Origin of the sequence: Bradyrhizobium sp. AUGA SZCCT0169 (assembly GCF_018130085.1) — a bacterium.
GTDB lineage: Bacteria > Pseudomonadota > Alphaproteobacteria > Rhizobiales > Xanthobacteraceae > Bradyrhizobium.
In genome coordinates this window covers 114,987-128,083 of sequence record NZ_JAFCMC010000002.1, presented here as the reverse complement: position 1 = coordinate 128,083, position 13,097 = coordinate 114,987, and the positions used below count along the sequence as shown (strand labels likewise).

General features: G+C 63.0%; 14 protein-coding genes and 1 other RNA gene. 14 read left to right on the top strand and 1 reads right to left on the bottom strand.

The window, feature by feature from the left end:
- Nucleotides 1-139: 139 nt before the first annotated feature.
- Nucleotides 140-498: a transfer-messenger RNA gene (gene ssrA / locus JQ609_RS02590) on the bottom strand.
- A gap of 78 nt (nucleotides 499-576) precedes the next feature.
- Here ssrA and JQ609_RS02585 point away from each other — a divergent pair.
- The 14 genes from JQ609_RS02585 to JQ609_RS02520 all read left to right on the top strand — a co-directional run bounded on the left by JQ609_RS02585 (nucleotide 577) and on the right by JQ609_RS02520 (nucleotide 13,089).
- Nucleotides 577-1,197, top strand: coding sequence for a chromate transporter (locus JQ609_RS02585; protein ID WP_212271905.1), 621 nt, complete (start codon nucleotides 577-579; stop codon nucleotides 1,195-1,197).
- Nucleotides 1,194-1,727 (top strand): chromate transporter, encoded by a 534-nt coding sequence (locus tag JQ609_RS02580; RefSeq protein ID WP_212206974.1) that lies wholly within the window; start codon nucleotides 1,194-1,196, stop codon nucleotides 1,725-1,727. The genes JQ609_RS02585 and JQ609_RS02580 overlap by 4 nt, the downstream gene beginning before the upstream one ends.
- Before the next feature lie 105 nt (nucleotides 1,728-1,832).
- Nucleotides 1,833-2,333 carry a tripartite tricarboxylate transporter TctB family protein gene (locus JQ609_RS02575; RefSeq protein ID WP_212271904.1) on the top strand — a complete coding sequence of 167 codons (501 nt, stop codon included), beginning with the start codon at nucleotides 1,833-1,835 and terminating at the stop codon, nucleotides 2,331-2,333.
- Nucleotides 2,334-2,340: 7 nt separating this feature from the next.
- Nucleotides 2,341-3,906, top strand: coding sequence for a tripartite tricarboxylate transporter permease (locus tag JQ609_RS02570; RefSeq protein WP_212206976.1), 1,566 nt, complete (start codon nucleotides 2,341-2,343; stop codon nucleotides 3,904-3,906).
- A 117-nt stretch (nucleotides 3,907-4,023) separates the two neighbouring features.
- The gene (locus JQ609_RS02565; RefSeq protein ID WP_212271903.1) at nucleotides 4,024-5,010 is read left to right on the top strand and encodes a tripartite tricarboxylate transporter substrate binding protein BugD; all 987 of its coding nucleotides are present in this window, start codon (nucleotides 4,024-4,026) and stop codon (nucleotides 5,008-5,010) included.
- A gap of 183 nt (nucleotides 5,011-5,193) precedes the next feature.
- The gene (locus JQ609_RS02560) at nucleotides 5,194-5,988 is read left to right on the top strand and encodes a thymidylate synthase (RefSeq protein ID WP_212206978.1); all 795 of its coding nucleotides are present in this window, start codon (nucleotides 5,194-5,196) and stop codon (nucleotides 5,986-5,988) included.
- 8 nt (nucleotides 5,989-5,996) lie between these two features.
- Complete coding sequence (locus JQ609_RS02555) at nucleotides 5,997-6,473, top strand: GNAT family N-acetyltransferase (RefSeq protein ID WP_212271902.1); 477 nt, start codon at nucleotides 5,997-5,999, stop codon at nucleotides 6,471-6,473.
- The gene (locus tag JQ609_RS02550; RefSeq protein ID WP_212206979.1) at nucleotides 6,473-7,000 is read left to right on the top strand and encodes a dihydrofolate reductase; all 528 of its coding nucleotides are present in this window, start codon (nucleotides 6,473-6,475) and stop codon (nucleotides 6,998-7,000) included. The genes JQ609_RS02555 and JQ609_RS02550 overlap by 1 nt, the downstream gene beginning before the upstream one ends.
- A 169-nt stretch (nucleotides 7,001-7,169) precedes the next feature.
- Nucleotides 7,170-8,315 carry an FtsH protease activity modulator HflK gene (hflK, locus tag JQ609_RS02545; protein ID WP_212206980.1) on the top strand — a complete coding sequence of 382 codons (1,146 nt, stop codon included), beginning with the start codon at nucleotides 7,170-7,172 and terminating at the stop codon, nucleotides 8,313-8,315.
- The gene (hflC, locus tag JQ609_RS02540) at nucleotides 8,312-9,220 is read left to right on the top strand and encodes a protease modulator HflC (RefSeq protein WP_212206981.1); all 909 of its coding nucleotides are present in this window, start codon (nucleotides 8,312-8,314) and stop codon (nucleotides 9,218-9,220) included. The genes hflK and hflC overlap by 4 nt, the downstream gene beginning before the upstream one ends.
- 91 nt (nucleotides 9,221-9,311) lie before the next feature.
- Nucleotides 9,312-9,512 (top strand): DUF2065 domain-containing protein, encoded by a 201-nt coding sequence (locus JQ609_RS02535; RefSeq protein WP_192737988.1) that lies wholly within the window; start codon nucleotides 9,312-9,314, stop codon nucleotides 9,510-9,512.
- Between the two features lie 160 nt (nucleotides 9,513-9,672).
- On the top strand, nucleotides 9,673-11,193 hold the full coding sequence (locus JQ609_RS02530; RefSeq protein WP_212271901.1) for a Do family serine endopeptidase: 1,521 nt from the start codon (nucleotides 9,673-9,675) through the stop codon (nucleotides 11,191-11,193).
- Between the two features lie 222 nt (nucleotides 11,194-11,415).
- The gene (locus tag JQ609_RS02525; RefSeq protein WP_212206983.1) at nucleotides 11,416-11,733 is read left to right on the top strand and encodes a hypothetical protein; all 318 of its coding nucleotides are present in this window, start codon (nucleotides 11,416-11,418) and stop codon (nucleotides 11,731-11,733) included.
- Nucleotides 11,734-12,033: 300 nt separating this feature from the next.
- The gene (locus JQ609_RS02520) at nucleotides 12,034-13,089 is read left to right on the top strand and encodes an efflux RND transporter periplasmic adaptor subunit (RefSeq protein ID WP_212206984.1); all 1,056 of its coding nucleotides are present in this window, start codon (nucleotides 12,034-12,036) and stop codon (nucleotides 13,087-13,089) included.
- Nucleotides 13,090-13,097 lie beyond the last annotated feature (8 nt).

Genomic DNA, 13,097 nt, shown 5'->3' with positions numbered 1-13,097 from the left:
CAGCAGGCGTCATCGATCGAATTTCCGGCAGCAGCGTTCCGCCGAGCGGCAAATCGCAAGAAAACCGGCAGGAAAACCGGCAAGAAAACTGGCGAGAAAACTCACAAGAAATCTCGCAGGAAAAGCGGGAGCAAATAAAAGTGGAGGCTTCTGTTGCCAGGTGCCTCCGAACCCCGCCTAGCGGAGCTTAACCCACTAGGACTTTAGACTTGGTTTTTCAAACTGCGTTACGCAGCCTGAGCAACCGGAGCATAGTTGTCGTTTGCAACTATTGCATAGCCCGATAACGGCGGAACCATACCGAGAAAAAACACGCCCTTTACGCCCTCGTCGATCCTGTTTCGCCCCCGCCGAAACCCGCCTTCAAGGGGGTGGGCTTGGGTGGAGGCGCCGGGTACTGCCCCCGGGTCCGAATGGTTTATTGCGACGGCAATTTATTTCCATAGCCGGCGAACCGGCACCCCTAATATAGGGGGCAAAGGCTGAGAAAAATAGTGCCGGGATAGGCGTGGAAAGCGCGGGAACCGGCCGAATTGGGATTGGCCCTGGCGGTGCCGCCGTTCTAGGTTTTGGACCATGAAATCCCCGGCTTCGGAATCCCCGCCGGCCGCTGTCACGGCGCCGGATCTTCCTGCATCGCACCCGCCAAACCAGCCCGGTCTGCTCGAGCTGTTTGTGGCGTTCGCCAAAATGTCGCTAGCCGGCTTCGGCGGGGTGCTGGTCTGGGCTCGGCGCGGTATCGTCGACCAGCACCGCTGGATGACGGCGGAAGAATTCAATGAGACCTTCGCGCTGTGCCATTTTCTGCCGGGGCCCAATATCGTCAACCTGTCGGTCGTGTTCGGCTCGCGCTTTCGTGGCATTGCCGGCGGCATCGCGGCCTTTGCCGGGCTGGTCGGTCCGCCCATGGTGATCGCCACGATCCTCGCGGCGCTGTACGCGCGCTACGGCGAGATCGACGCGCTGCGGCGGATCCTGGCCGGCGTTTCCTGCGCGGCGGTCGGGCTTCTGATCGCGGTCGTCTTCAAGATGATGATGCCCTTGATCAAAAAGCGCGACCTGGTCGGGCTCGTGATCCTGCTTGCGGTATTCATTGCCATCGGCGTGCTGCGGCTGCCGCTGCAGACGGTGCTGCTGGTGGCGGTCCCGCTCAGCCTCGGCATTACCTATTTTCTGCGCCAGCGGGTGGGCGCATGAATTCGGAGGGCAATCCGATTTCGACGCTCGTTTGGACTTTCGGATTGATGTCGCTGTTTGCGGTTGGCGGCGCGAATTCGGCCATACCCGAGATGCACCGGATCGCGGTCGACGTTCACCACTGGATGAATGACAAGCAATTCGCCGACATCTTCGCCATCTCCCAGCTCTCGCCCGGGCCGAACGTGCTGATCGTGACCCTGATCGGCTACTCCGTCGCCGGGGTGGGCGGTGCGCTGGCGGCGACCCTGGCGATGTGCGGCCCGACCGCCGTCCTTGCCTATTATGTGAGCCGCCTTTTGCAGCGGTCGAGCCAATCCCGCTGGCCCGCCATTATCCAGGCGGCCCTTGTTCCGCTTTCGATCGGCCTGATGGGCGCCAGTGGCCTGATTTTGGCGCTGAGTTCGGACCTTAGCTGGGTGGCCGGCCTGATTACAGCAGCCGCCGCGGTTCTGGCATTTGCGACGCGGCTCAATCCGGTCTGGATATTGCTGGCCGGAGGTGCTTTGGGTTTTGCTGGCGTTATCTGAGGAAAATCGCTAGGCAAGACCCTGGGACTGTGCACAAACGCCATCCAATCAGAAACGCCATCCAATCAGAACGGGCGGGAAGCCCTGTCGGGGGGAGAGATATCGATGAGTGATACGCCGAGCCACGCGCCGGTCAATTCCATCTTGCCGAAATGGATTCGCGGTCCGCAGGACTTTATCGGCGGACTCGCGCTGGTGGCGATCGCGGTGTTCGCCCTGTGGGCGTCGAGCGATCTGCAGGGCATGCGGGGGTTCTCGTTCGGAGCCGGGACAGCGCCGCGCATGTTCGCCTTTCTGTTGCTTGGCCTCGGCATTGCGGTGATGCTCGTCGGCATTGTCACCGAGGGCGCGCACCTGGCGAAATACCATTGGCGGGGCCCGCTCTTTGTATCGCTGGCGATCCTGTCCTTTGCGTTCCTGATCCGCCCGATGGGCCTGATCGTCACGGCGTTCTCGAGCTTCCTGATTTCAGCGCTGGGGACGCCGGAAACGAAATGGACGGAAACCATCATCGTCGCCGTGTGCCTGACGGCGTTCTGCAGCCTGTTGTTTCCCTACGCGCTTGGTCTGCCCTTGCAGATGCTGCCCAAATTTATGATCCGGTGAGGGTGTGATGGGTGACATTTTTTCAAACCTTGGTCTCGGCTTCGGCGTCGTATTCCAGCTGGTGCAGTGGACCCCCGCTTTTCTTGGCGGCGTATCCATTCCCATTCCCGTCAACATTCTGCTCTGCCTGATCGGTGCATTGGTCGGAACGCTGGTCGGCGTGCTGCCGGGCATCGGCACCATCGCCACGGTCGCCATGCTGCTGCCGATCACCTTCGGCCTGCCGCCGGTCGGCGCGCTGATCATGCTCGCCGGCATCTACTACGGTGCGCAATATGGCGGTTCGACCACCTCGATCCTGGTCAACATTCCGGGCGAGGCGGGCTCCGTGGTGACCGCGCTCGACGGTTTTCAGATGGCCAAGCAGGGCCGGGCAGGTCCGGCACTGGCGATCGCGGCGATCGGCTCGTTCTTTGCGGGCTGCGTCGCGACCGTTCTGATCGCGCTGCTTGGCGCGCCGCTGACCAAAATCGCGTTGGCGTTCGGGCCCGCCGAATATTTCTCGCTGATGGTGCTCGGCCTGATCTTCGCGGTGGTGCTCGCCAAGGGCTCGGTGCTGAAGGCGATCGCGATGATCGTGTTCGGCTTGCTGCTGTCGATGGTCGGGTCCGACATCGAGACCGGTGCGTCGCGGATGGCCTTCAACATCCCCGAACTCGCGGACGGATTAGGCTTTGCCACCGTCGCGATGGGCCTGTTCGGCTTCGCCGAAATCATCCGCAATCTCGATGCGGGCGGTGAAACCGACCGCCAGCTGGTGCAGCAGAAGGTGACCGGCCTGATGCCGACCAAGAAAGACCTGATTGCTTCTGCACCTGCGATCGGGCGTGGCACGGTTCTGGGATCGATGCTCGGAATTCTGCCGGGCGGCGGTGCGACAATCGCATCGTTCGCGGCCTATACGATGGAAAAGAAGCTGTCCAAGACCCCATCGCGGTTCGGCCGCGGCGCGATCGAAGGCGTGGCGGCGCCGGAAAGCGCCAACAACGCGGCGGCGCAGACCTCGTTCATCCCGCTGTTGACGCTCGGCATTCCGCCGAACGCTGTCATGGCGCTGATGGTCGGCGCGATGACCATTCACGGCATCGTGCCGGGACCGCAGGTGATGCAGAAGCAACCCGACCTCGTCTGGGGCATGATCGCTTCGATGTGGGTCGGCAATCTGATGCTGCTGATCATCAACCTGCCGATGGTCGGGATCTGGGTGCGGCTGTTGCGTGTGCCCTATCGGCTGATGTTCCCCTCGATCGTGGTCTTCTGCTCGATCGGCATCTATTCGGTGAACAATGCTCCGACGGACGTCATGCTCGCCGGCGCATTCGGGCTGGTCGGATACTGGCTGATCAAGCACGATTTCGAGCCGGCGCCGCTGCTGCTCGGGATGGTGCTCGGACCGCTGATGGAAGAAAACCTGCGCCGCGCGTTGCTGATCTCACGCGGTGACTGGTCAGTGTTCCTGACGCGTCCGCTATCGGCGTTGCTGATGGCTATCGCTGCAGCCCTGCTGGTGCTGGCGGTGCTGCCTTCGCTACGAAAGAAGCGCGACGAGGTGTTCGTGGAGTCCGAGAACTGACCTGCGTCGGCTCGCCACAGCCCGAAGTCGACTCGACTTCGCGCGTTATTTCGTGAAATGGAAATGCCGGCCGATCGGGCCGGCATTTGCTTCAATGGCTTTAGCTGGGAGACTTAGATGAAACTATATGGTCGTCGCTCTATGGCGGGTGGTTGCCTGGCCATCCTTGCCGGGCTGGTCGCGCTTGCCGCGCCGGCCCAGGCGCAAAACTATCCGACGCGTAGCATCACCATGATCGTGCCGTTTGCGGCGGGCGGTCCGACCGACGTGATCGCGCGCATCGTCACCGGCCATATGGCCCAGACGCTCGGCCAGGCCATCATCATCGAGAACGTGGTCGGCGCCGGCGGCACCACCGCCACGACCCGCGCGTCGAAGGCCGCCAATGACGGCTATACGCTGATCACCGGGCATATGGGCACGCATGCGGCGTCGGTTCCGCTCTATCCCAAACTCGCCTATCATCCCGAGAAGGATTTCGAGCCGGTCGGGCTGCTCGCCGGCACGCCGATCCTGATCCTGGCGCGCAAGGATTTCGCGCCCAAGGACCTCAAGGAATTCATCACCTACGTCAAGGCGAACGAAACCAAGATCAATGCGGCGCATGCCGGCGTGGGCTCGGTCTCGAACGTGTCGTGCGAACTGCTGAACTCGGTGCTGGGGGTCAAGCCGGTCGGCGTGCCCTTCAACGGCACCGGGCCTGCGATGAACGCGCTCGTGGCCGGACAGGTCGACTACATGTGCGACCAGATCGTCAACGCCGTGCCGCAGATCAATGGCGGCACCATCAAGGCCTATGCGATTGCGACCGCCGAGCGCAATCCGTCGCTGCCCGATGTTCCGACCACCACGGAGGCCGGCCTGCCGGCCTTCCAGGCCCAGGCGTGGAATGCGATTTTCGCGCCGAAGGGAACGCCGGCCCCGATCGTCGCCAAGCTGAACGAGGCGATCGTCAAGGCACTCGACGACGAGACCGTCAAAAAGCGCCTGCTTGAGCTCGGCAGCGTGATCCCGGGCCCCAAGGATCGCACGCCGGAAGCGCTGGCCGCGCTGGTGAAGAGCGAAATCGCGAAGTGGACGCCGGTTCTCAAGCCGGCAGGTTGATCAATCCGATCAAGTAGATAGGTGAGGGGCGGAACGCAGGTTCCGCCCCTTGTTGTTTCACGGAAGGCGCATCATTTTTCCGGGTATAATCGGGGCGTCGCCGAATCGGCGCTGTCGATTGCCGCTTCAGGCCGCTAAATTCGCCTTCCCGATAGGCTTGCGAAACCGACGCCAAGAAGTGCCATGAATCAGTACCACGACCTGCTCGAACGGATCCTCAGCGACGGCGCGGAGAAGCACGACCGCACGGGCACCGGTACGCTGTCGATCTTCGGTCACCAGATGCGCTTCAACTTGAGCGCCGGGTTTCCGATGCTGACCACCAAGCGGCTGCCGCTGAAGGCGATCGTGCACGAATTGCTGTGGTTTCTGGCCGGCGACACCAACATCAAATACCTCAAGGATAACGGCGTTTCGATCTGGGACGAATGGGCCGACGCCAATGGCGATCTCGGCCCGGTCTATGGTTCGCAATGGCGATCATGGCCGGCGCCCGACGGCCGCCGCATCGACCAGATTTCCAATCTCATCGACATGATCAAGCGCAACCCGGATTCGCGGCGCCTGATCGTGAGCGCGTGGAATCCGGCCGACGTCGACAAGATGGCGCTGCCGCCCTGTCACTGCCTGTTCCAGTTCTATGTCGCCAATGGCAAGCTGTCGTGCCAGCTCTATCAGCGCTCCGCCGACGTGTTCCTCGGCGTGCCCTTCAACATCGCGTCCTACGCATTGCTGACGATGATGGTGGCGCAGGTGACGGGATTGAAGGCGGGAGATTTCGTGCACTCGCTCGGCGATGCGCATCTGTATTCCAATCATCTCGAACAGGCGCGCCTGCAACTGACGCGGCCGACGCGGCCGCTGCCGGTCATGAAGATCAATCCTGACGTCAAGGACATCTTCGCGTTCCGTTACGAGGACTTCGTGCTCGAAGGCTACGATCCGCACCCGCATATCAAGGCTGCGGTCGCGGTGTGAGCGATTGAATGGCCCTTGCTATCCGCCGCGCACGTCCCGATGAAGCCGGGCTTGTCTTGTCCCTGGTTCGCGAACTCGCCGAGTACGAAAAGCTGCTTCACGAGGTCGAGGCCACCGAAGCTGACATCGACGCCGCGCTGTTCGGCAGCCATCCGCGGCTGTTTTGCGAGATAGCGGAGTGGGAGGGGGAGCCGGTCGGCTTCGCGGTCTGGTTCGTCAATTTCTCAACGTTCAGCGGCCGGTCCGGTATCTATCTTGAGGATCTGTTCGTCCAGCCGGCGCAGCGCGGCAAAGGCATCGGCAAGGCGCTGCTGTCGCAGCTTGCGAAGCAATGTGTGGCCAACGGCTGGTCGCGCTTGCAATGGTCGGTACTGGACTGGAATACGCCGTCGATCGAATTCTACAAATCGCTGGGTGCAGTCATGATGGACGAGTGGACGGTATGCCGGGTGAGCGGTCCGGCGCTGGCGCGGGGCGCGCGCTGATGGAGATCGTCCTCATGGTCGCGGTCGCCGAGAACGGCGTGATCGGCGCCGATGGCGCCATCCCGTGGCGGCTGAAATCCGACATGCAGCGGTTAAAGGCGATGACGATGGGCAAGCCGATCGTGATGGGCCGCAAGACCTTCCAGTCGTTTCCGCGCCGGCCGCTCCCAGGGCGGACCAACATCGTGGTGACGCGCGATGCCGCCTACCGCGCGGAGGGCGCCGTGGTCACCACTTCCCTTGCCGACGCCGAGGCGATCGCCACCGGCGATGCGCTGCGACGTTTCGCCACTGAGATCGCGATCATCGGCGGCGCGGAAATCTACGCGCATTGGATCGATCGTGCCGATCGGCTGGAAATCACCGAGGTGCATGCCCGGCCCGACGGCGACACGCGTTTCGCCGCAATTGCGGCTTCGGACTGGGAAGAGGTCGCGCGCGTGCGGAATCCGGCCGGACCCGACGACAGCGCCGAGTTCTCCTATGTGACATTTCGTCGGCGCGGCACGCGTCAATTGTCGCATTAACCTCGCTAGCCAATGTTTGCATTGACAATTATGGCCCCAATCATAGCTGTTTCAGATCATAAGCTTGCGTTGTAAGGGCCCGGGCGGTCCCCTATAAAGCCGGTCGGACATGCGAGGCCGAGCATTTTGCCCAATCAGGCGGACCCGGGCCCGCGGAGGAGACTTTAATATGCCGTGGAAGAATCAAGGCGGGGGCCCGTGGGGCTCGGGTCCGAAGGGACCGTGGGGCAACGGACCTCAATCGGTTGGACCACGCCCGCCCGATCTCGAGGACCTTCTGCGCCGCGGCCAGGACAAGCTGCAGAATCTTCTGCCCGGCGGCCATTTCAGCGGCATGGGCATCGCACTGGTTCTGATCGGCGCGCTGGCGATCTGGTTCCTGTCGGGCTTCTTCCGCGTTCAGTCGGAAGAACTCGGCGTGATCCTGCGCTTCGGCAAGCACATCAAGACCGTGCAGCCCGGCCTGAACTACCATCTGCCGTATCCGATCGAGACCGTGCTGCTGCCGAAGGCGCTGCGCGTTTCCACTATCTCGATCGGCATGACGCTGATCAGCGATCCGAGCGGGCGCGGCCGCACCATGCGCGACGTGCCGGAAGAAAGCCTGATGCTGACCGGCGACGAGAACATCGTCGACGTCGATTTCACGGTGCTGTGGCGGATCAAGCCGGACGGCGTCGGCAATTTCCTCTTCAACATCCAGAACCCCGAAGGCACCGTGAAGGCGGTCGCCGAAAGCGCGATGCGCGAAGTGATCGGCCGTTCCAACATCCAGCCGATCCTGACCGGCGCCCGCACCACCACGGAAGCCGGCGTGCAGGAGCTGATGCAGAAGACGCTCGACAATTACGGTTCGGGCGTCCAGATCACACAGGTACAGATGCAGAAGGTCGATCCGCCCGCGCAGGTGATCGACGCGTTCCGCGACGTGCAGGCCGCCCGCGCCGACCTCGAGCGTCTGCAGAACGAAGCGCAGACTTACGCCAACCGCGTCGTTCCGGACGCTCGCGGCCGCGCCGCACAGATCCTGCAGGTCGCCGAAGGTTACAAGGAACAGGCGGTCGCCGAGGCCAAGGGCCAGAGCGCGCGCTTCCTGAAGGTCTATGACGAATACAACAAGGCGAAAGACGTGACGCGGCAGCGGATCTACCTGGAGACAATGGAACGTATCCTCGCCAATGCCGAGAAGCTCGTCTATGACGGCGGCCCGAATGGACAGAACATGGTGCCGTATCTGCCGCTCAACGAGTTGTCGCCGCGGCGAACGCCGACGCCGCCCGCCACCGGTCAGCAGCAGCAGGGAGGCAACCGATGAGGTCTCCCGTCACAGGCATTGTCCTCCTGATCTCGCTGTTCGTCGTCGTCATCTTCGGCTACAGCTCCGTCTTCACCGTCGACCAGACCCAGCAAGTGCTGGTGGTGCGGCTCGGTGAACCGATCCGCGTCGTCACTGAACCGGGCCTGAACTTCAAGGCGCCGTTCATCGACACCGTCATCTCGATCGACAAGCGCATCCTCGATCTGGAAAATCCGTCGCAGGAAGTGATCGCTTCGGACCAGAAGCGGCTGGTGGTCGACGCCTTCGCCCGCTACCGCATCAAGAACGCGCTGCGCTTCTATCAGAGCATCGGCTCGATCCAGGCCGCCAACGTCCAGCTCACCACGTTGCTGAACGCGGCGCTGCGCCGCGTGCTGGGCGAGGTCTCCTTCATCACGGTGGTGCGCGACGAGCGCGAAGCCCTGATGCTGCGTATTCGCGAACAACTCGACAAGGAAGCCGACGGTTACGGCATCCAGGTGGTCGACGTGCGAATCCGCCGCGCCGATCTGCCGGAGCAGAACAGCCAGGCGGTCTATCAGCGCATGCAGACTGAGCGGGCACGCGAGGCCGCCGAGTTCCGCGCCCAGGGCGGACAGAAGGCGCAGGAGATCAGGTCGAAGGCCGATCGTGAGGCGACCGTCATCATCGCGGAAGCCAATTCGACGTCCGAACAGACGCGTGGTGCCGGCGACGCCGAGCGCAACCGCCTGTTCGCCGAGGCCTACGGCAAGGATCCCGACTTCTTCGCCTTCTACCGCTCGATGTCGGCCTATGAGACCGGGCTTCGCAGCAACGACACCCGCTTCCTGTTGCGGCCGGATTCGGAGTTCTTCCGCTTCTTCGCCAATTCGGCCGGCCACCCGCCAGCCGCGCCCGCGCCAGCCACGCCGAAGCAATAGCTCTCGGCCGGCCACACCATATCAGGCGAAGCGGACCCCGCTTCGCCTGCGACAAAAGCAAGAACTGCGTTCAGCGGGAGGTTGCCATCCGATGAGGTCCATAGCGTTTGCCGACTTCCTCATCGGCCTGGGAATCCTGTTTGTGCTGGAAGGCCTGATGTTCGCGGCAAGCCCGGCCTGGATGCGCCGGGCGATGAAGAGCGCGATGACGACGCCGGACAACATTCTGCGCGCGGTGGGCATCGGATCGGCGGTCGTGGGCCTGCTCCTGATCTGGCTGGTTCGCCGCTAGCGCCGGCTGTGCCGACCTTGGCAAATCGTCTGCGGAATCAACGAAATCGTGAGCCGCCGATGGCCGGTTTTTCGCCGAAATGCCCGGTTCAAATGCTTGCGCCTCAGACCCGTTCGGGCGCACTGTGGACCCCAAATCGACCCGCTGGAGAGAAGCTGACATGACCGGAGCCAGACCCGCTTTGAGCCGTCGCCTGCGCATGATGGGGGCTGCGATTTCACTCGGCGCCGCCGGCGCTCTGGCTTCAGCGCCGGCTTTTGCGCGGGGCCCGGACGGCATCGCCGACATCGCTGAAAAGGTGATCGACGCCGTCGTCAATATCTCGACCTCGCAGAACGTCGAGGCCAAGGGTGGTGGTGGTGGTGGCGGCGACCGGCAGGCCACGCCGCAATTGCCGCCGGGTTCGCCGTTCGAGGAATTCTTCGACGACTTCTTCAAGAACCGGCGCGGCGGCGCTCCCAAGGGCGGCGAGCGAAGCGAGATGCAGCCGCGCAAGACCAATTCGCTCGGCTCCGGTTTCATCATCGATACCGCTGGCGTCGTCGTCACCAATAATCACGTCATCGCGGATGCCGACGAGATCAACATCATCATGAACGACGGCACCAAGATCAGGGCCGAACTGGTCGGTGTCGATAAGAAGACCGATATCGCGGTGCTGAAATTCAAGCCGGTGAAGCCGCTGGTCGCGGTCAAGTTCGGCGAGTCCGACAAACTGCGTCTCGGCGAATGGGTGATTGCGATCGGCAATCCCTTCAGCCTCGGCGGCTCGGTGACGGCCGGCATCGTCTCGGCGCGCAACCGCGATATCAGCCAGGGGCCCTACGACAGCTACATCCAGACCGACGCCTCCATCAACCGCGGCAATTCCGGCGGTCCGCTGTTCAACCTCGAGGGCGAAGTGGTCGGCGTCAACACGCTGATCATCTCGCCGACCGGCGGTTCGATCGGCCTCGGCTTTGCAGTACCTTCGAAGACCGTGATCGGCGTGGTCAATCAGCTCCGGGAATTCGGCGAGCTGCGCCGCGGCTGGCTCGGCGTACGCATCCAGCAGGTCACCGACGAGATCGCCGAAAGCCTCAACATCAAGCCGGCGCGCGGCGCGCTGGTCGCCGGCATCGACGACAAGGGCCCGGCCAAGCCCGCCGGGATCGAGCCCGGCGACGTCGTGGTCAAGTTCGACGGCAAGGACGTCAAGGATCCGAAGGACCTGTCGCGGGTGGTCGCCGACACCGCGGTCGGCAAGGAAGTCGAAGTCGTCGTCATCCGCAAGGGCGCGGAGGAAACCAAGAAGGTGACGCTCGGCCGGCTCGAGGATAACGAGAAGGTGCAGCAGGCCGCCGCCAAGTCGAAGGACGAGCCTGCCGCCGAGAAGCCGGTCACGCAGAAGGTGCTCGGTCTCGACCTGGCCGCGCTGAGCAAGGATCTGCGCGGCAAGTACAAGATCAAGGACAGCGTCAAGGGCGTGGTCATCACCGGCGTCGACAACGCGTCCGATGCCGCCGAGAAGCGGCTGTCCGCCGGCGACGTCATCGTCGAAGTGGCGCAGGAGGCGGTGACGAACACCGCCGACGTCAAGAAGCGGGTCGATCAGATCAAGAAGGACGGGCGTAAGTCGGTCCTGCTGATGGTTGCCAACGGCGAAGGCGAACTGCGCTTCGTGCCGCTGCTCGTTCAGTAGGAAGCTTGGAACCGGCGGCGCTTTTCGCTGCCGTTCGCCGGCCTTTCTTGGGCCGGCTGTGTTGGCGGGCGGTGTCTCGACCGGCCGCCTGACAGCAAATCCAATCAAGCCAAATCCGATCAAGCGATGACCCGACCCCGTGGCAGGCGTGCGCAAGCACCCTGCGTCACGTCGCGCCTACCCGTGTCCAATGTCGATTAATTGCTTCCTTGGACGGGGGCCATGGCCGACGATCCGCATCTCGGAAAACGGCGGGATCACCTCAACGCCCGACTGGCGGTGGCGCAGATGCTGGGGACGCGCTCGGTCACCGAACGGCTGCATCGCCTACTGATTTTCTGTTGCGGATACATGGCATCCGCAAAGGCCAAACGCCAGACCGCGCTGAAGAAGAACCGGCGACGGATCGGTCGAGGACATCAAGGCATGGTGGACGCCATCTCGGCCAATCGCATGGAACCGGCAATCGATAAGATCTTTGCGCTCGCCCTTATGGAGCGCGGCGCGCATTTCGGCAAAGTGGCGATCGCTATTGGATGAACCGCCGCATACCAAAAATGGCAGCATCTGGCCACATGCAACTCTTGGTGTTCCAGCAATTGCTTCCGTTGCCATTAAGCTTTAAATTCACGCTATTCGCCTCGTCGAAAGAACGGGCGCCGCCTGGCGCTCGCGAGAGCTGAACGGGATTTACAACCGAGCTGGGTTTGCCGCCTCGCCGAAAGCGGGCCCGCCCCAAAAGATGACGCGACGCGTAGACCGGCTGTGAGCGAGACCACTAGCGCGAGAACGATGCCGACCGCGCGGGAACGGCAGCGAGCAGGTGGATGGAAATGAACAATGACCGAAGACAAGAGCAAACTGCTGAGATCGCTTACGATCGATCGCAGCGCCGGCAAGGCGGAGCGATCGGGCAGCCGTTGGTTGCCGATCTCATTGGTGATTATCATCTGCGTCGTCGGATTCGCCGCCTTTGCCGCATTCGAGTTCCACAGGCAGGACCCGACCAAAGAGGGCGCATCGCGCACCGCACAGCAGCCCGTCGCACAAGCGCAGGCGCCACAGCAGCCGCCAACGAATAGCAAGGCGACCGGCAGCCTGGCGGCCTCCGGCTATGTGGTGGCGCGCCGCAAGGCGACCGTTGCCGCCGAGATCACCGGCAAGGTGGTCGAAGTGTTCATCGACGAAGGCATGACAGTGACCGAGGGGCAGGTCGTCGCGCGGCTCGACAGCGTGCTTGCTGAACGGGACTATGAGCTGGCCCGCTCGCGCGCCGAGACGGCCAATGCGGCGATCGCCGCGATCGCCGCCGATCTGGAGGACGCGACCCGGATCATGACGCGCGTGCAAACACTCTCGCAGAAGAATTTTGCGACCGAGGCCGATCTGACCAAGGCGCAGGCCCGGGTCGGCGTGCTCAACGCGCAAATGCGCCAGGCGCAGTCGCAATTCGAGACCGCCAAGATCGACGCCAGGCGCAGCGCCTCGATGCTCGACAAGCATCAGATCAGGGCGCCTTTCGCCGGTGTCGTCATCGACCGCAGCGCACAGCCCGGCGAGATGATTTCGCCGATGTCGGTGGGTGGCTACACGCGGACCGGCATCTGCACCATCGTCGACATGGATTCAATCGAGATCGAAGTCGACGTCAATGAGGCCTTCATCGGCCGGGTCGTCGCCGGAGGCGCCGTGAACGCGATGCTGGATGCGTATCCGGACTGGACGATTCCCGCCTCGGTGATTGCCATAGTGCCGACGGCGAACCGCGAGAAGGCCACGGTGAAGGTTCGAATCCGCTTCGACAAGAAGGATCCGCGCATCCTGCCCGACATGGCGGTGAAAGTGAATTTCCTGGCCGATGTGAAGGACGCCACCAAGACCACCGCCGCGAACTAGCTTCCGGC